This is a genomic window from Methyloparacoccus murrellii (assembly GCF_054657115.1).
This window is the reverse complement of sequence record NZ_BAAHXD010000046.1, coordinates 12,408-29,922: the sequence shown is the minus strand read 5'-3', so window position 1 is coordinate 29,922 and position 17,515 is coordinate 12,408. Positions and strand designations below refer to the sequence as shown.

Below are 17,515 nucleotides of genomic sequence, written 5' to 3'. Positions count from 1 at the left end.
TGCGGCTTCGAGCTTCTTCCTGTCGTTCTTCAGCTTCTCGGGCGGGGCCGTCGTATGAGCGGCCCGGACACCTTCGCGGCCGGGTTCGAGGTGCCGCTGCATCGCTCGCTCACCGAGCCGATTCTGCTGGGCGGCGCACCGCGCACCGTGGCAATCGCCAACGGCACGCTGGCCGCCGCCGTGGGGCTGGGCCTGCAACTGTGGATTCCCGGCGCCGTGCTCTGGATCGTCGGCCATGCGCTGGCAGTCTGGGGCGCGCGCGTCGATCCGCAGTTCATGGCCGTGTTCGCGCGGCACATCAAGCACCGCCCGCTGTTGGACGTGTGAGGTGATGCCATGCTGAACCTTGCCGAATACCGCCAGCGTCCGGCCTTGCTCGCCGACTGGCTGCCGTGGGCCGGGCTGGTGGCGCCGGGCGTCGTCTTGAACAAGGACGGCAGTTTCCAGCGCACAGCCCGGTTTCGTGGCCCCGATCTCGACAGCGCGACGCAGGGCGAGCTGATCGCCACATCAGCTCGATTGAACAATGCACTGCGGCGCCTGGGTTCCGGCTGGGCGCTGTTCGTGGAAGCCGAGCGCCGGGCCGCTGCTGACTATCCGCACTCGGATTTCCCCGAGGCGCTGTCCTGGCTGGTCGATGAGGAGCGCCGCGCCGCCTTCGAGGACTCGGGCAACCACTTCGAGAGCGGCTACCACTTGACACTGGCGTACCTGCCGCCAGAGGAGGCCCGCGCCCGCGCGGCGGGATTGTTGTACGAGAACCGGCCCACCGAAGGCGTGGATTGGCGCGAGCGGCTGCAAGCCTTCGTCGCGGAAACCGATCGCATCTTCGACTTGCTCGACGGCGTGATGCCGGAGATCGGCTGGCTCGATGACAGCCAGACGTTGACCCACCTGCACGCGACCATCTCGGCGCGGCGCTACCGGGTTGGCGTGCCCGAGGTGCCATTCCACATCGACGCGCTGCTGGCCGATTCCGCGTTGGTCGGTGGCCTGGCGCCCATGCTGGGCGATCAGCACCTGCGCGTGGTGTCGGTGCGGGGCTTTCCCACCTCGACCTGGCCGGGGATTCTGGACGACCTCAACCGCCTGGGCTTTGCGTATCGCTGGAGTACGCGCTTTCTCTGCCTCGACAAAGCCGAGGCGGAAAAAGAACTCGTCCGCCTGCGCCGCCAGTGGTTTGCGAAAAGGAAGAACGTCATCGCGCTGCTGCGCGAAACCATCTTCCAGCAGGAAAGCTCGCTGGTCGATACCGACGCCAGCAACAAGGCCGCCGACGCCGATGCCGCCCTGCAAGAGCTAGGCAGCGATCAGGTCGCCTTCGGCTACCTCACTGCTACGGTGACAGTGCTCGACGTCGCCCCTGCGGTGGCCGACGAGAAGCTGCGCATGGTGGAGCGGGCCATCCAAGGGCGCGGGTTCGTGACGATTCCTGAAACGCTCAATGCCGTGGATGCGTGGTTGTCCTCGATCCCCGGCAATGCCTACGCCAACGTGCGCCAGCCCATCGTCTCGACGTTGAACCTGGCGCACATGATGCCGGTGTCAGCGGTATGGGCCGGGCCGGAGAAGAATGACCACCTCGACGGGCCGCCGCTGATCGTCACCCGCACCGATGGCGCCACGCCGTTCCGGCTGGTGACGCACATCGGCGACGTGGGCCACACGCTTGTCGCGGGGCCGACCGGCATGGGCAAGTCGGTCTTGCTCGCCACGCTGGCGATGCAGTTCCGGCGTTATCGCGGCTCGCGCATCTTCGCCTTCGACATGGGGCGCTCCATGCGCGCCACCATCCTGGGCCTGGGCGGTGAGCACTACGACCTCGGGATGGATGGCGAGATCGCTTTCCAGCCCCTGGCCCGCATCGACCGCGAGGGCTACCGCACCTGGGCGGCCGAATGGATCGAAGGCCGCTTGCGACATGAAGGCGTTGCGGTCGGCCCCGACGAGAAGGCCGCCATCTGGTCGGCGCTCGGCAGTCTCGCCGGCGCCCCGCTGGAGCAGCGCACGATGACGGGTCTGTCGGTGCTGCTGCAATCGAACGCGCTGCGGCAGGCATTGGCTCCCTACGTACTCGGCGGCGCGCACGGCAAGCTGCTGGACGCCGACCATGACCGACTCGGGATGGCCGACGTGCAGGGCTTCGAGATGGAGGAGCTGATGCACAGCAAGGCCGCCGTCATGGCCGTGCTGCATTACCTCTTTGCTCGCTTCGATGAACGCTTCGACGGTGCGCCCACGCTGCTGATCCTCGATGAAGCGTGGCTGTTTCTCGATGATCCGGTGTTTGCGGCTCGCATCCGCCAGTGGCTCAAGACGCTGCGCAAGAAGAACGTCAGCGTCATCTTCGCCACGCAGTCGCTCGCGGACATCAAGGATTCGAGCATCGCGCCGGCGATCATCGAAAGCTGCGCCAGCCGCATCTTCCTGCCGAATCCGCAGGCGACCGAACCGCAGATTCGCACGATCTACGAGGGCTTCGGCCTCAACAGCCGGCAGATCGAGATCGTGGCCACCGCGCAGCCCAAGCGCGACTACTACTACCAATCGCGTCTCGGGAACCGCCTGTTCGACCTCGATCTGGGCGCCGCGACCTTGGCCTTCGCGGGTGCCTCCACGCCGCAAGACCAGCGCGACATCGACGCGGTGCTCGCTGCCGCTTCATCCGTATCCACGCCGTTCGCAGCCGCATGGCTGCGACACCGCAGCCTCGATTGGGCGGCCGATCTGCTGCGCGATTTCCCCGGCCCTGCGCCGGGTGCCGTCCTCATCCCCAGCCATCCCCAGGAGAACCTGCCATGAAATTGCATACCCCAAAGCTCGCCGCGTTGACCGCCGCCTGCGTGCTCGCCTTCGGCATCGCGCAGCCCGCGCACGCGCTGTTCGGCGTCGGCGACATCGTGCTCGACCCGACCAATCTGGTGCAGAACACACTCACCGCCGTTCGCACGCTGGAGCAGATCAACAACCAGATCCAGCAACTCCAGCACGAAGCGCAGATGCTCATCAATCAGGCGCGCAACCTCGCCAGCCTGCCGTCCAGCGTGGTGGGCCAGTTGCGCGCGAACCTGGCGACCACCCAGCGCCTCATCGCGCAGGCCAAGGGCCTGGCCTACGACGTGACGAGCATCGACCGGGAGTTCGCGCGCCTGTATCCCGAGAAGTACGCCGCCACGGTGAGCGGCAATCAGATGTACCTCGATGCGCAGGAGCGCTGGAAGAACACGCTCAACGGCCTGCAGACCACCATGCAGATGCAGGCCCAGGCGTCGCAGAACCTGAGCGACGACGAAAGCGTGCTGGCCGACCTCGTGGGCAAGAGCCAGTCGGCCGAGGGCGCGCTGCAAGCGATGCAGGCCATGAACCAGTTGCTGGCCTTGCAGGCCAAGCAGTCGATCCAGACGCAACGGTTGCAGATCACGCAGGATCGCGCCGCCTCGCTGGAACTGGCGCGGCAGGCGGCGGCCACGGAGCGCGGGCGCGAGGTGACGCGCCGCTTCCTGGGCGAAGGCACGCCGTACACGCCGCAGCCCGTGAACTTCTACAACCGCTGACGGAGGCTGCCATGCAACGCACGCCCGTCGTGTTTGCTTTCGCCGTTCATGCGCTTGTGCTGGCCGGCTGTGACCAGCCGCAGCGGCTGTCGGTGGATGCGCTGGCCGCCGATGCGTCCCGGCTGCGTGCGTTGCGCGCGCAATGCCGCGCGGGCGAGCACGACGGCGCGTTCTGCACGCAGGTGGCGCAGGCCGACCTGCGGCGCTTTCTCTCCGGCCAGGCCGGGCCGGGCGAGTACCAGACGCTGGCCGAGCTGCCGCCGATCCCGCCCAGCTTCGACGAACCCGCCGAAGCCGACGCGCCTGGGCAGGAGGACTCGCCATGAACGACGTAACGGTCATCGACCGCTTCCTCGATACCTTCTCGCGCTACATCGACTCGGGCTTTGGCTTGTTGCACGGCGAGGTGGCGTTTCTGACCGCCACACTGATCGTCATCGACATGACGCTCGCCGGGCTGTTCTGGGCGATGGGCCACGCCTCCGGCCAGGGCGAGGACGTGATCGCCAAGCTGATCCGCAAGGTGCTCTATGTCGGTGCCTTCGCCTACATCATCGGCAACTTCAACGCGCTGGCGGGCATCTTGTTCCGCTCATTCGCGGGCCTGGGCCTAACGGCCAGCGGCTCGACCCTGAGCATGGAGAACTTCCTGCAGCCGGGCCGGCTGGCGAAGGTCGGCATCGACGCCGGGGCGCCGATCCTGAAGCAGATCGGCGACATGGCGGGCTTTCCCGAAGTGTTCGTGAACATCACGCCCATCGTCGTGATGTTCCTCGCGTGGCTGATCGTCCTCCTGTGCTTCTTCGTGCTCGCGATCCAGCTTTTCATCACGCTGATCGAGTTCAAGCTGACCACGCTCGCGGGCTTCGTGCTCGTGCCGTTCGCACTCTGGAACAAGACGGCGTTCCTTGCCGAGAAGGTACTGGGCAACGTGGTGTCGTCCGGCATCAAGGTGCTGGTGCTGGCGGTGATCGTCGGCATCGGCTCCGGGCTGTTCACCGAGTTTCAGGTACAGCCCGCCGAGCCATCCATCGACCATTCCGTGGTCGTGATGCTGGCCTCGCTGACCCTGCTGGCCTTGGGCATCTTCGGGCCGGGCATTGCAACCGGGCTGGTGTCCGGTGGCCCGCAGCTCGGCGCAGGTGCAATGGCCGGTGCGGCGCTGGGTGCGGCCGGCGCGGCCGTTGCCGTGGGCGCTGCGGCCACGGGTGTCGGCGGCGCAGTAGCCGCCGGGGCGCGCATGGCACCCGCAGCGGCCAAGCTGGCCGGCGGCGGAGCGCGTGCCGCCGCTGGGGCCGCTACCAGCGCCCGGTCGGCGTTTCAAGCGGGCTCCGCTTCGGCTGGTGGCGGCCTCAAGGGCGCTGCTGCTGGCGTGGGCAATGTCGCCAAGACCGGCGCGCAAGCGGCCGGGCAGAAGGTGGCCGAAGGCGCGCGCTCGATGAAGGAGCGTGTCGCCGCCGCCTTCCGGCCCGATGACGCTGGATCGGCGTCGGGGGGCGGTGCCGCACAGGCTGCGAACGAGTCTCCTCCTTCAACCCCATCCAGTGCGCAACCCGCCTGGGCCAAGCGCCTGCATCGCAGGCAGCAGCTCAGCCATGCCGCGACGACCGCCGCACACACGCTGCGCGGCGGCGACGGCGGCAGCTCAAGCCAAGGCCCGAGCCTGCGTGATTCCGATTCCTGATCCTCAAGGAGAACCCCATGCGATTCAAACGACCGCAGGTGCGCTATGGCGATACGCCGCAGCCTGCTACCCCGTACCAGTCAGCCGCCCAGGTTTGGGACGAGCGTATCGGCTCGGCCCGCGTGCAAGCGAAGAACTGGCGCTTCATGGCCTTTGGCTGTCTCACGCTGGCCGTGCTGATGGCGGGCGGGCTGGTCTGGCGCTCGGCGCAGTCCATCGTCACGCCCTACGTCATCGAGGTGGACAACGCGGGCCAGGTGCGCGCGGTTGGCGAGGCCGCCACGCCGTACCGGCCCAGCGATGCGCAGGTGGCCTACCACCTCGGCCGCTTCATCGGCCTGGTGCGCTCGCTGTCCATCGACCCCATCGTGGTGCGGCAGAACTGGCTCGATGCCTATGACTACACGACCGACAAGGGGGCCGTGGTGCTCAACGAGTACGCCCGCGTGAACGATCCGTTCGCGCGCATCGGCAAGGAGTCGGTGACGGTGCAGATCACCAGCGTGACCCGCGCCAGCGACACGTCTTTCAACGTGCGCTGGACGGAGACGCGCTTTGTGAACGGCGCGCTGGATCGCACCGAGCGCTGGAATGCCGTGGTTTCCATCGTGCAGCAGACGCCGCGCACCGAGCAGCGCGTGCGCAAGAACCCCTTGGGCATTTACGTCAACGGGCTGTCGTGGAGCCGCGAACTGGAAGGAAACGAAGGAGCAAAACCATGAATGATCTTTTCGGTAAATCCGCCTTGCCGGTGATGCTTCTGGCTTCGACCGTGCTGTTCTCTGGCTGCGCTACGCAGGGCAAGCCGCCGCCGTCCATCTCGCTCGATGAGCCGGTGCAGGCCCAACCGCTGCCGGAACCGCCTGCGCCGGTGGAAGTGGTGGCCGTGCCGCAGGTATTGCCGATGCCGGCGCAGATGAAACCCGTGCCGGATGCCAAGTCCACGCCTGAACCCGCCGACGAAACCGTGCGCGTGTCCCGCGCCAATGCCGAGGCGCGCATCGCGCCCACGCGCGAGGGGTACGTCAACGCAATTCAGGTGTGGCCTTTCACGGATGGGGCGCTGTACCAGGTCTATGCGGCCGTGGGCCGCGTGACGGTGATCGCGCTCCAGCCGGGAGAGGAGCTGGTGACGGTGGCCGCCGGCGATACCGTGCGCTGGATCGTGGGCGACACATCGAGCGGCAGCGGCGATGCGCTGCGCGTCAATGTGATGGTCAAGCCGATCCGCTCGGGCCTCAAGACCAATCTGGTCATCACCACCAGCCGGCGCACCTACCTGATCGAGCTGACCTCGACCGAGAAGACGTGGATGGCTTCGGTGTCCTGGGAGTATCCGAAGGACAAGATGCTGGCCTTGCAGCGCCAGGCGCAGGCAGCGAGCGCCGCTGCGCCGGTCGATAGCGGCCTGTCGCTGGAGAAGATCCGCTTTCGCTATGCGGTCAGTGGCAGCAATCCGCCGTGGAAACCGCTGCGCGCCTTTGATGACGGCGAGAAGGTCTACATCCAGTTTCCGCCGGGCATCGCCCAGGGCGAATTGCCGCCGCTGTTCGTGATCGGTGCGCAGGGCGATGGGCAGTTGGTGAACTACCGATTCCGTGCGCCGTACTACATCGTGGATCGCCTGTTCGGTGCGGCCGAGCTGCGCCTTGGCGGGGACAAAGGCGACGTGGTGCGGATCGAGCGCACGGACGGCACGCGGAGGAACTGACCATGAGCCAGGACGACACTCCAGACCTTGCCGCGCCACAGGCGGGCAAGGTGGCACCCGAAGCGGTGGCGCTGCGCGCCCAGCCGCGTCCGGTCACACGCTTGAACCGGCGCACGCTGGCCATCCTCGTCGGCGGCCTGTCGGTCGCCGTGCTCGGGGCCACGATCTGGTCATTGCAACCGCATCGGCGTGGAGCAAGCGAGCAGACCGAGTTGTACAACGTGGATCGCGTCTCGAAGTCCGAAAGGCTGGACGGCCTGCCTTCGGACTATTCCAAGCTGCCGGCCAAGGTGCCGGAGCTTGGGCCACCGCTGCCGGGTGATCTTGGCCCGGCCATCGTGAAGTCACAGCAGCCGGTGACGCCGACGTATGCGCCACCGGGCCACGACCCGGAGGATGCGCGGCGCAAGGAGGCCGATGCGGCGGCGGGTTCGTCGGTGTTCTTCCGCTCGGGCAACCAAGGCAAGGCCCCCGCGCCGGTCACGGCGCAAGCTGCTGCGGCTGCGCCTGGCAGCGCCTTAGCCGGCCTCGACCCGCTGGCCGCTGGCCCGGCCTCGACGGCGGCCCAGCCTGCCGACCCGACCGCCGTGCAGAATCGGCAAGACCAGAAAGAGGCTTTCCTGAAAGGCGGCTCTACGGAAACCCGTAATTCCGGCAATCTGCAAATGCCGGCCTCGCCTTATCAGGTCATGGCGGGCACGGTGGTCGCGGGCGCGCTGGTGACGGGCATCAAGTCCGACCTGCCGGGCGACGTGATCGCCACGGTGACGGAGCCGGTCTACGACACGGCCACGGGTAAGTTCCTGCTGATCCCGCAGGGCTCGCGCATCCTGGGCAAGTACAACAGCCAGGTGAGCTACGGGCAGAGCCGCGTGCAAGTGGTGTGGAACCGGATCATCCTGCCCGACACGTCTTCGCTGAAGCTTGACAACCTCGCGGGCACCGATCCGGCCGGCTATTCCGGCCTGGAGGATGGCGTCGATTGGCATTGGGATCGCGTCTTTGCGGGGGCGGCGCTGACGACGCTGCTGGGCGTGGGCGCCGAGCTGGCCGCGCCGCAGAACCGGCAAGACGGCAACCGGGTCATCATCGCAGGGCAAGGCAGTCTGCAGGACAGCGTGAATCAGGTGGGGCAGGAGATGACCCGGCGCAACATGAACATCCAGCCGACGTTGACCGAACGGCCAGGACTGCCGGTGAGGATCATTGCCAACCGCGATCTAGTGTTGCGTCCGTACCAGCCGATGTTCTTCCAACGGGGAGCCATGCGATGAACACGACCAAGAGGCTGCGGCTCGGGCCACTGCCCAAAACCGAGAGCATCAAGCTGACCTTTGCATGTCCGGCCAGCCTGAAAGCCGACCTGGATCACTACGCCGCGTTGCACGCGCAGGCATATGGCGAAGCCGTCGATGCGACGACGTTGATCCCGCACATGCTGGAGGCGTTCATGGCGGGGGATCGGGGATTCAGGAAGGGCACGGCGACACGGGGCGGCACGCCATCGAAGCCGACATGATGGCGTTGCACACCATCCAACGGCATCCATCGAACGCGCAGCCCCTGGGCTGCGCGTTCTTCGTTCTGGATGCTGCGAAGCCACTTGGGCTATGATGAAAAAACAAGCCCGCCGTTACTCGGCAATCCAGCACGACCAAGTGCGATCCGGCTTTCCCTCCCGACGCTCTTATGTGGCACCTAGCCCATCAAGCCGCAATCCTGCGCCGCGGCCCCGAAAAGAGCTAACCTACTGTCCCATATACGGTTTCAAGCCTTGCGTGCTTTGCGCGAAAGACTTGACACCAGAACTTTTTTGTTGCCCATTCCCGCTTGCGGCCGCACCTGGATGCGGCGATACGGTAATCTTGTTGCCTTTTGGCTGTCTTTCCGCCTGCATGCGCAAGCTTTATCCCGACATCGAGCCCTACCGGAGCTGGTACCTGACACGGGGCGGTCATCGCATTCATGTCGAGGAAGCCGGCAACCCCGAAGGGATGCCGGTCCTCTTCCTGCATGGTGGCCCCGGTTCGGGTTGCAAGCCCTGCCAGCGGCGTTTCTTCGATCCGGCCCGTTACCGCATCATCCTGTTTGACCAGCGCGGGGCGGGGCAATCCACCCCTCAGGGGAGGCTGGACGGGAACACTACGGCCGAGCTGATCGGCGACATGGAGGCGCTGCGGCTCTCCCTCGCTATCGAGCGCTGGCTGCTGTTCGGTGGCTCCTGGGGGGCGGCGCTGGCTTTGCTGTATGCCGAGGCTCATGCCCGGCGGGTCTCTGGCCTGGTGCTTCGTGGCACATTTCTGGCGCGGGCATCGGACCTTGCCTGGTTTGCCTCGGAAACCGGCGCGCCGCGCCTGTATCCCGAGGTCTGGGAGCAATTGCTGAGAATATTGCCACAGGCCACGCGACACCGTCCCTTGACGGCTCTGCACGGGCTTCTGAACGGTCCGGACGAGCTTGCCCGGCGGCGCGCGGCGCGGGCTTGGGAGCACTGGAGCAGCCAGGTGGTGCTGGGGGAGGGCTTTTCTGCCGGCAGTCTCGAGGAGGGGCCCGCATCGCTCGCGATCCTGCATCAGGCGCGCATCGAACTGCACTACGCCGTCAATCACTATTTCATTGCCGAGAACGCCATTCTCGAGGGGGCTGATCGTCTGGCCGGATTACCCATGCACATCATCCACGGTACCCGCGATTTCGTCTGTCCGGTCGAAGCGGCCTATCGCTTGCATCGGCGCCTGCCGGAGGCCCGCTTGCAGGTGTTGCCAGGGGCGGGTCATATCGCAGCCGGCGATGACATGATCGATGCCCTGGTGCAGGCTGCCGACGACATGCTGGCAGGCGCCGACTGGAAGGTGGCGCGATGAACCGGCGACTGATCGTCGGCATGACCGGCGCGACCGGCGCCATCTACGGCAAGCGGCTGCTCGAAGTGCTGCGGCAGGTCGGAGGCTGGGAAACGCATCTGGTTCTGTCGGATGCCGGTGTGCTCAACATCCACCACGAACTGGGCATGAAGCGCAAGGCTTTCCAGGCCCTCGCCGATGTCGTGCATCCCATCGACGACATTGCGGCCAGCATTGCCAGCGGCGGTTACCGCACCGAGGGCATGATCGTCGCGCCCTGTTCCATGAAGACCCTCGCCGCCATCGCGCACGGCTTCGGCGACAACCTGCTGACCCGGGCCGCCGACGTGGTGCTCAAGGAACGCCGACGGCTGGTCATCGTGCCCCGCGAGGCGCCGCTCAATCTGGCGCACATCCGCAACATGGCTGCCGTGACCGAGATGGGCGGCATCATCTACCCGCCGTTGCCAGCCTTTTACGGGCCGCCGAAATCCCTGGAGCAGATGGTCGATGAAACCGTGGGTCGCATCCTGGCGGCGGCCGGTATCGAGGTGGCGGGGCTATTCGAGCCGTGGGAAGGGTTGCCGCAGCCGCGTTCGGCAGCCGCGGCCGGGGAGCGCTAAACGGGTTTCCCGAGCGCGCGCGAGTTGCGGCTGTTGCGGAAGACCAGCGGCCGGGGATCGGCGGAAAGGCCCTCGGCGCGGGCCGACTCGATGGCCTCGGCGATCCTGTTGCGTTGCGGCGAGAGGCCGCAGACGGGATCGGTGGCGTTCATGTCGCCGGTCAGGAGGTAGGCCTGGCAGCGGCAGCCGCCGTAGTCCTTGATCTTTTCCGGGCAGGAGCGGCAGGGCTCCTGCATCCATGCGAAGTTGCGGAAGCGGTTGAAGGCGTCCGACTTTTCCCAGATGTCGCGGATGCTCATGTCGCGGACGTTGGGACAGTCCAGTCCGGGGAGGATGCGCGCCTCATGGCAGGGCAGGGCGAGCCCATCGGGGGCGATGGTGAGGAAGGTGGTGCCCCAGCCGTTCATGCAGGCCTTGGGGCGCTCCTCGTAATAGTCCGGGACGACGTAGTAGATCTTCATGCGGCCCTTCAGTTTCGCCTTGTATTCCTGGGCGATGGCCTCGGCGGCCTGGAACTGCTCGCGATTCGGCAATAGCTGGTCACGGTTCAGGTGTGCCCAGCCGTAATACTGGGTGTTGGCCAGTTCCAGGTAATCCGCACCCAGTTCGATGGCCATTTCCAGAATGTCGCGCATCAAATGGATGTTGTGGCGGTGGATGACCACACACAGCACCATGGGATAGCCATGCTGCTTGATGAGATGTGCGACGGCTTTCTTGGCGTCGTAGGAATCGGTTCCGGCCAGGTAGTTGTTGAGGGTTTTCTCCGGTGCCTGGATGCTGATCTGGATATGGTCGAGGCCGGCCTCGCGGAGGGCCAGGATTTTCGCCTCGGTCAGGCCGTAGCCCGACGTGATCAGGTTGCTGTAGTAGCCGAGCTCACGGGCATGGCGGACCAGTTCGGGCAGGTCCGCCCGGGTCAGCGGCTCGCCACCGGACAGTCCCAGTTGCACGGCACCCATGGCGCGGGCTTCGGAGAACACCCGCCGCCATTCTTCGGTGCTCAGCTCGGCCGAGTGTTCGGCATAGTCGATGGGATTGGAGCAGTACGGGCATTGCAGCGGGCAGGCATAGGTCAGCTCCGCCAGCAGCCAGCGCGGGTTGCCGCTAGGGTAGGGTGCGGATCCAGCCATTTTCCAGGGCCGATTCGAGCAGTTCGACGATGTCGCCGCGCAGGCCAGTGGTCTCGAACTGGTGCTCCAGCTCCGACACGATGTCGTCCAGCCGCCGGGTGCCGTCACAGAGCTTGAGGATTTCGGCCGCCGGCAGGTTCAGTTCCACCATGCCCTCCGGATAGAGGATCACGTATTTCTGCTGGGATTCCTCCCATTGCAGACGGTGCAGCGGCGAAAAGGCCAGGCGCGACTGTGGGTCGAAGGACACGCTCATCGTGCGGTCACGTTGAAGTAGGGTGGCTTACCATCGATGTAGGCCAGCCACATGGCATCGAGCATGGTCCACAGCACGTCGAGTTTGAACTGCAGGATGGCGACGGCGCGTTCCTGCTGCTCGCGGGTGCGGAAGTGCTCGAGCGTGATGGCCAGTCCATGCTCGACATCGCGGCTGGCCTGGCTGACGCGCTTGCGGAAGTAGGCCAGGCCTTCCTGATCGATCCAGGGGTAGAGGTCGGGCCAGCCGGCGAGTCGCTGCTTGTGGATGGTCGGGGCGAACATCTCCGTCAGCGAGGAGCAGGCAGCTTCCTGCCAGGAGGCATGGCGGGCGAAATTGACATAGGCGTCGACGGCGAAGCGCACACCTGGTAGCGCGCGCTTCTGCGACCAGAGTTCCTCGCGCGGGATGCCGACAGCCTCGCCGAGATGGGTCCAGGCTTCGATGCCGCCCGCGTCGGCCTCGTCGCCGTCATGATCGCGGATACGCTGTATCCATAGTCGCCGGGTGTCGCGATCCGGGCAATTGGCGAGAATGTTCGCGTCCTTGACCGGGATCATCACCTGATAATAGAAGCGGTTGGCCACCCAGCCCTGGATCTGCTCGCGGCTCAGTCGGCCGGCGGCCATCTCGATATGGTAGGGGTGATGGATGTGGTAATGAATTTCCTTGCCGCGCAACTGCGCTTCGAAGTCCGCGCGGCTCCAGGGGGCTTGCTCGCTCATGTCCGCCTCACAAATGAATCTCCAGCCCGTCGTGGGCCACTTCGATGCCGGCGTCGTTCAGGATGCGGCGTTCGCCGGAATTTTCGTCGAGAATCGGGTTGGTGTTGTTGATGTGGATCAGTATCCTGCGTGCCTTGAGGGCTTGCAGGTGCTCGATCATGCCCCCCGCTCCCGATTGCGGCAGATGACCCATGTCCAGCGCCCGCTTGGTGCTGATGCCGGCCCGCTCCATCTCGTCGTGCTGCCAGAAGGTGCCGTCGACCAGCACACCGTCGGCCGAGGCCATGGCCGCGCCGACATGCGGTTCGATCTCGCCGAGGCCCGGTGCATAGTACAGCCGGCGGCCGGTGGAAACCTGCTCGATGATGACGCCGATGTTGTCGCCGTCGTGCGGGTCATGCCGGTGCGGCGAGTAGGGTGGTGCCTTGCTCTTCAGCGTGTGGCTGTGGAAACGCAGGTCCTCGATGCCGGGAATGGTGAAGGCGCCACCATCCAGGGGTACGGGGTGGTGGTTGACGCCACAATAGTGCGACAGCATGGTGAACAGGGGAAAACCCGTGGTCAGATCCTGTCTCACCATCTCGCTGCAGTAGACGTCCAGCGGCTGCGTTGATTCACGCAGCATGAGAAGCCCGGTGGTGTGATCGATCTGGCTGTCGATCAGGATGATGGCCTTGATGCCGCTGTCGCGGATGCCGTGGCGGGGATGCGAGGCCGGGAACTGTTCCAGCTGGGTACGGATGTCGGGCGAGGTGTTGAACAGTACCCAGCGCTCGCCATCGCTGCTGACGGCAATGGACGATTGCGTCCGCGATCGGGCCGTCAACCGGCCCTGGCGTAGGCCGGCGCAGTTGCGACAGTTGCAGTTCCATTGCGGGAAGCCGCCGCCGGCACCGGCACCCAGGATTCGGATGATCATCGACTGTACGAGCGAAAAGCCGTCTCGGATATGAAAACGGGGCGCCGCATTGCTGTGGCGCCCCGTTGATTCGTCAACCGTTGATTAACGGTTGTAGATGTACATGGTCACTTCGAAGCCGAAACGCATGTCATTGAAGCTCGGTTTTTCCCATCTCATTCGGTCGTCCTCCAAAAGGTTGGTTCATTCTTGTGTGGCCACGCTTTTTCAAGCTCGTCACGAAGTATACGTGGCGGGTTTTGCGAAAGCAACCGAGCACCGCGGCCTTGCGAGCAGGCCGCGATGTACGGATTTTGCGGCTTGCCACGCATCGCAGTGTGCTCAGGCCGCCGGGCTGGCTTTGTCGAGCATCAGCTTGTACTGGACGGCGTCGGCAAGGGCCTGATAGCTGGCGTCCACCATGTTGGCGGAGACCCCCACCGTGCCCCACTTGGCCTGGCCATCGGTCGACTCGATCAGCACCCGCACCATGGCGCGGGTGGCCTGCTGGGTGGTGAGGACGCGCACCTTGAAGTCGGTGAGGCGCATGCCGGCGAGACCTGGATAATAAGGTATCAGTGCATTCCTCAGGGCGTTGTCGAGCGCGTTCACGGGGCCGTTGCCGCGTGCCGAGGTGGTGGTGGTCTGCTGCCCCACGCGCAGGGTGATGCAGACTTCCGAAATCGGTTCTTCCTCGTGGCCCTGTTTCTCGTCGATGACGCGAAAGCCGTCGAGCTCGAAATAGGGCTGGAAACGATCCATGGCCTTGAGCAGCAACAGCTGAAACGACGCTTCCGCGCCCTCGTAGGCGAAGCCGCGGTTCTCCAGTTCCTTGACCCGCTGGATGGCCTTGCGCACGGCAGGGTCGTTGCCATCGAGATTCAGGTCCAAGCCCATCTCGGCCATCTTCAGTTGGACGGTGCTCTTGCCGGCCTGGTCCGAGACCAGGATCAGGCGTTCGTTGCCGACCAGCGCCGGATCAATGTGCTCGTAGAGCCGCGAGTCCTTCCGGACCGCCGAGGCGTGGATGCCGCCCTTGTGCGCGAAGGCGTTGAGACCGACAAAGGGCTGGTGCTGCCAGGGCAGGCGGTTGGCCATTTCGTTGACGAAACGCGATAGCGAGCCCAGCTGCTGCATGTGTGCGGCGTCGATGCCGCAGTCGAGCCCCAGCTTGAATTGCAGGACGGGAATGATGGAAACCAGGTTGGCGTTGCCGCAGCGCTCGCCAATGCCGTTGATGGTGCCCTGTACCATGCGCGCGCCGGCGCGCGCCGCCGCAACCGAATTGGCCACGGCCAGTTCGCAATCGTTGTGGGCGTGAATGCCGATCAGCGTGTCCGGGAAATGGTGGACGACCTCGGCGACGATTTCGGCGACTGTGAACGGCAGGCTGCCGCCATTGGTGTCGCACAGCACCAGTCCGTCCGCCCCGGCGGACCGGGCTGCCTTGAGCACTTCTAGGGCATAGCCTGGATTGTCGCGGTAGCCGTCGAAGAAATGCTCGGCGTCGAAGAACACTGTCGGCAGCTGTTCCTTGAGCCAGCCGACCGAGTCGTGTACCAGATCGAGGTTTTCCGGCAGCTCGATCCCCAGCGCCTTGGTGACATGCAAGTCCCAGCTCTTGCCGAACACGCACACGCCATCGGCGCCGCTTTCGACCAGATGTCGCAATCCGGGGTCCGCACTGGCGCTCTTGCCGGGCCTGGCCATGCTGCCGAAGGCGAGCAGCCGGCTTTTCGGCCAGCGGCGGCCACGCATCTGCTCGAAGAACTGGCTGTCCTTGGGGCTGGCGCCGGGCCAGCCACCCTCGATCCAGTCGATGCCGAACTCGGCCAGCCGGTCGGCAATGCGGAGCTTGTCCTCGACCGAGAAGTTGATGCCGGCTGTCTGGCTACCATCGCGCAGGGTCGTGTCGAACAGCTGGACCCGGTCGGTACCGGGCGAATGCTCGCGGGCGGTCATGGTGTCGGAGTAGGGTCAGGAGGCGGAAGCCCGGTCCAGGCAGCGGAACTGCCCGGGCCAGTCACGATAATTGAAGACCTGGCCGCTCTGGCGGATGCGGGCGATGGCGGCGGTGTCGATATCGGCATATACCCACAGGGTGGCGTTCAGTTCGCCGATGGCCAGCACGCCGTTATCAGGGAAACCATAATCGACCGGGGTATAGATCGCCGCCGCACCGATATTGACGTCCACCGCCTCTGACCAGGGGGCCAGCCCGACGGTGGGCGACTGTACGACATAGCACTGGTTTTCCAGTGCCCGCGCCTGGCAGCCGATGCGTACCCGCCAGTAACCGGCGGTGGTGTCGGTACAGCTCGGTACCAGGATCAGGTCGGCGCCAGCCTCGACCTGGCGCCGGGCCAGCATGGGGAACTCGCTGTCGTAACAGATGTTGATGCCGATGCGGCCAAGCTCGGTGTCGAAGGTCTTGAGTTCGTCGCCGCCGGAGATGAGCCACTGCTCGTTCTCGAAGCGGGTCATCTGCAATTTGTCCTGATGGTCGCAGGTGCCGTCCGGGCGCACCAGGTAGGCGCGGTTGCGATAGTGCCCCCCCGGCTGGCGGACCGGGAAGGTGCCGGCAACGATGTAGACGCCATGCGCGCGGGCCGTCTCGGCGAACAGCTTCCGGAAATCCGGCAGCAGCGCCTGCATCGCCTCCAGCTGCCGGGACAGGGAGCGCTGGATGTCCTCCTCGAACAGCGAGGCCAGCTCCATGCTGAAGTACTCCGGGAACACCAGCAGCCGCGCACCCGCCGCGGCGGCTTGCGAGACCCAGCGCCGGATCTTGCTCTCGTAGTCGGTCCAGCTTTCCAGGGTGCCGATATCGTACTGGGCGGCGGCGATGCGGAAGGCGGGCATCAGGTAGCCTCCCGCAACGACTTCAGCCAGAACACCATCGGTTTGGGCGATGCCTGGGTTTCATTGACGTCTTTCCAGTCATAGGTGGTGGTCAGTTCGGGATGCTTCACATAGCCGAACTTGCTCCAGATGCGGTCCAGCGGCACGTAATCCGCCGGTCGCAGCGGATGGTTGTCGGCCCGTTGCACGCAGCAGAAGGTGCAGAGATCGAAGCGGCCCAGTGCCCGCGCGTGGCCTTCGCGCTCGGCGAAGAAGCGGGGGTACACGCCTCGCCCTCTATACTCCGGCAGCAGCACCGACTCCGCACAATAGAAGATGCGCCCGGGGTCATGGCCGGCATCGAGGAAGGGCTGCTGGAACTCCGCGGTTTCGGCGTCCAGCGGCAGGCCGGTGGTCGCGCCGACTGCCCGCTCACCGTTCAGTACCAGCACGACGATGCTTTCGGGACATCTGGTGTAGGTCTCCAGGTACGTTTCCTCATATTCGACGGTGCCGTCGTACAGATAGGGAAAATCGCGGAACACCTGGATGCGCAGGCGCGCCAAATCCGGCAGGCAGGCCTTCAGTGCCGGGTCGCTGCCGGTCAGGCGGCGGATGGTCAGGGAATCGTTCATGACGGGCCGCGCGGGCTTGTGTGGTTCAGGCGCTGACCTGGGCGATCCAGTCTTCCAGGTTGTAGTAGTTGGTGATGCGCGCCACCTTGCCGTCGCGGATGTCGAAGAAGGCGCCGGCCGGCAGGCGGTACTGCTGGCCTCTGGCTTCCGGCAGGCCCTCGTCGGTGACCAGGTATTCGCCCAGCACCACGAATTCGGCCGCCGCCCGTGTGCCGTCCTCGCTGGTCATGATGACCATGTCCACCAGCTGTTCCCTGTAGTTGCGGTTCATGCGGTTCATGAAGGCGCGGAAAGCGTCCTTGCCGGTTTCGCGCGGACCCTGGTTGATGTCGTGCACGACATCGTCGCTCAGCAGGCTCAGGAAGGTGTCCATGTCACCGGCGTTGAAGGCTGCATAGTAGGTCTGGATCAGGTCGTGGCTGGCTTGGTTCATGGTGTGTGATGATATCTAAAATAATCATTATCCTTCTGGGTGTGACGAATTGTCAATCCATGCTCGCCATGGATATATTTATCTATACTTGGGGATAATGATTAATTTTGTCCGAATTCTTGCTTGACAAGTCATGTATATGTTGGAAAATGGATACAGGCTTTGAGGGTAACGCCACA

Annotated in this window: 20 protein-coding genes; 11 read left to right on the top strand and 9 right to left on the bottom strand. The window is 65.1% G+C overall.

What is annotated here, in order from left to right; all coding sequences use genetic code 11:
- From ACYQ1H_RS12595 to ACYQ1H_RS12545, 11 genes are all read left to right on the top strand, one after another.
- On the top strand, positions 1-327 hold a 327-nt coding region (locus ACYQ1H_RS12595), incomplete at its 5' end, for a VirB3 family type IV secretion system protein (protein ID WP_460028387.1).
- Between the two features lie 9 nt (positions 328-336).
- On the top strand, positions 337-2,802 hold the full coding sequence (gene trbE, locus ACYQ1H_RS12590; protein ID WP_374416124.1) for a conjugal transfer protein TrbE: 2,466 nt from the start codon (positions 337-339) through the stop codon (positions 2,800-2,802).
- Positions 2,799-3,554 (top strand): P-type conjugative transfer protein TrbJ, encoded by a 756-nt coding sequence (gene trbJ, locus ACYQ1H_RS12585; protein ID WP_374416125.1) that lies wholly within the window; start codon positions 2,799-2,801, stop codon positions 3,552-3,554. The genes trbE and trbJ overlap by 4 nt, the downstream gene beginning before the upstream one ends.
- Before the next feature lie 11 nt (positions 3,555-3,565).
- The gene (locus ACYQ1H_RS12580; protein ID WP_126623997.1) at positions 3,566-3,880 is read left to right on the top strand and encodes an EexN family lipoprotein; all 315 of its coding nucleotides are present in this window, start codon (positions 3,566-3,568) and stop codon (positions 3,878-3,880) included.
- Complete coding sequence (trbL, locus tag ACYQ1H_RS12575) at positions 3,877-5,238, top strand: P-type conjugative transfer protein TrbL (RefSeq protein WP_460028386.1); 1,362 nt, start codon at positions 3,877-3,879, stop codon at positions 5,236-5,238. The genes ACYQ1H_RS12580 and trbL overlap by 4 nt, the downstream gene beginning before the upstream one ends.
- Positions 5,239-5,255: 17 nt before the next feature.
- A complete protein-coding gene (gene trbF / locus ACYQ1H_RS12570; protein ID WP_103018193.1) occupies positions 5,256-5,960 on the top strand; it encodes a conjugal transfer protein TrbF in 705 nt (234 codons plus the stop codon).
- Complete coding sequence (trbG, locus tag ACYQ1H_RS12565) at positions 5,957-6,949, top strand: P-type conjugative transfer protein TrbG (RefSeq protein WP_126623999.1); 993 nt, start codon at positions 5,957-5,959, stop codon at positions 6,947-6,949. The genes trbF and trbG overlap by 4 nt, the downstream gene beginning before the upstream one ends.
- A 2-nt stretch (positions 6,950-6,951) precedes the next feature.
- The gene (locus ACYQ1H_RS12560) at positions 6,952-8,223 is read left to right on the top strand and encodes a TraB/TrbI/VirB10 family type IV secretion system protein (RefSeq protein WP_103018195.1); all 1,272 of its coding nucleotides are present in this window, start codon (positions 6,952-6,954) and stop codon (positions 8,221-8,223) included.
- Positions 8,220-8,468 carry a DUF2274 domain-containing protein gene (locus ACYQ1H_RS12555; RefSeq protein ID WP_103018196.1) on the top strand — a complete coding sequence of 83 codons (249 nt, stop codon included), beginning with the start codon at positions 8,220-8,222 and terminating at the stop codon, positions 8,466-8,468. The genes ACYQ1H_RS12560 and ACYQ1H_RS12555 overlap by 4 nt, the downstream gene beginning before the upstream one ends.
- A gap of 376 nt (positions 8,469-8,844) precedes the next feature.
- Positions 8,845-9,813: a prolyl aminopeptidase gene (gene pip / locus ACYQ1H_RS12550; protein WP_460028385.1), complete on the top strand. Its 969-nt coding sequence runs from the start codon at positions 8,845-8,847 to the stop codon at positions 9,811-9,813.
- Positions 9,810-10,415, top strand: a complete 606-nt coding sequence (locus tag ACYQ1H_RS12545) for a UbiX family flavin prenyltransferase (RefSeq protein ID WP_460028384.1) — start codon at positions 9,810-9,812, stop codon at positions 10,413-10,415. Before pip ends, ACYQ1H_RS12545 begins: the two co-directional genes overlap by 4 nt.
- Here the strand turns inward: ACYQ1H_RS12545 and pqqE are convergent.
- The 9 genes from pqqE to ACYQ1H_RS12500 form a co-directional block, all read right to left on the bottom strand.
- Positions 10,412-11,548 carry a pyrroloquinoline quinone biosynthesis protein PqqE gene (gene pqqE, locus ACYQ1H_RS12540; protein WP_460028383.1) on the bottom strand — a complete coding sequence of 379 codons (1,137 nt, stop codon included), beginning with the start codon at positions 11,546-11,548 and terminating at the stop codon, positions 10,412-10,414. The two genes, ACYQ1H_RS12545 and pqqE, sit on opposite strands and share 4 nt — an antisense overlap.
- Complete coding sequence (gene pqqD, locus ACYQ1H_RS12535) at positions 11,523-11,804, bottom strand: pyrroloquinoline quinone biosynthesis peptide chaperone PqqD (protein ID WP_460028382.1); 282 nt, start codon at positions 11,802-11,804, stop codon at positions 11,523-11,525. Before pqqD ends, pqqE begins: the two co-directional genes overlap by 26 nt.
- Positions 11,801-12,529 (bottom strand): pyrroloquinoline-quinone synthase PqqC, encoded by a 729-nt coding sequence (gene pqqC, locus ACYQ1H_RS12530; protein WP_460028381.1) that lies wholly within the window; start codon positions 12,527-12,529, stop codon positions 11,801-11,803. Before pqqC ends, pqqD begins: the two co-directional genes overlap by 4 nt.
- 7 nt (positions 12,530-12,536) lie before the next feature.
- Positions 12,537-13,448 (bottom strand): pyrroloquinoline quinone biosynthesis protein PqqB, encoded by a 912-nt coding sequence (gene pqqB / locus ACYQ1H_RS12525; RefSeq protein ID WP_460028380.1) that lies wholly within the window; start codon positions 13,446-13,448, stop codon positions 12,537-12,539.
- 84 nt (positions 13,449-13,532) lie between these two features.
- Complete coding sequence (gene pqqA, locus ACYQ1H_RS12520) at positions 13,533-13,607, bottom strand: pyrroloquinoline quinone precursor peptide PqqA (RefSeq protein ID WP_460028388.1); 75 nt, start codon at positions 13,605-13,607, stop codon at positions 13,533-13,535.
- 162 nt (positions 13,608-13,769) lie between these two features.
- Positions 13,770-15,389 carry a citramalate synthase gene (gene cimA, locus ACYQ1H_RS12515; RefSeq protein WP_460028379.1) on the bottom strand — a complete coding sequence of 540 codons (1,620 nt, stop codon included), beginning with the start codon at positions 15,387-15,389 and terminating at the stop codon, positions 13,770-13,772.
- A 15-nt stretch (positions 15,390-15,404) separates the two neighbouring features.
- On the bottom strand, positions 15,405-16,289 hold the full coding sequence (locus ACYQ1H_RS12510; RefSeq protein ID WP_460028378.1) for a carbon-nitrogen hydrolase family protein: 885 nt from the start codon (positions 16,287-16,289) through the stop codon (positions 15,405-15,407).
- Positions 16,289-16,903 (bottom strand): GNAT family N-acetyltransferase, encoded by a 615-nt coding sequence (locus ACYQ1H_RS12505; RefSeq protein ID WP_460028377.1) that lies wholly within the window; start codon positions 16,901-16,903, stop codon positions 16,289-16,291. Before ACYQ1H_RS12505 ends, ACYQ1H_RS12510 begins: the two co-directional genes overlap by 1 nt.
- 25 nt (positions 16,904-16,928) lie before the next feature.
- A complete protein-coding gene (locus tag ACYQ1H_RS12500) occupies positions 16,929-17,336 on the bottom strand; it encodes a ketosteroid isomerase-related protein (protein WP_460028376.1) in 408 nt (135 codons plus the stop codon).
- Positions 17,337-17,515: the final 179 nt, after the last annotated feature.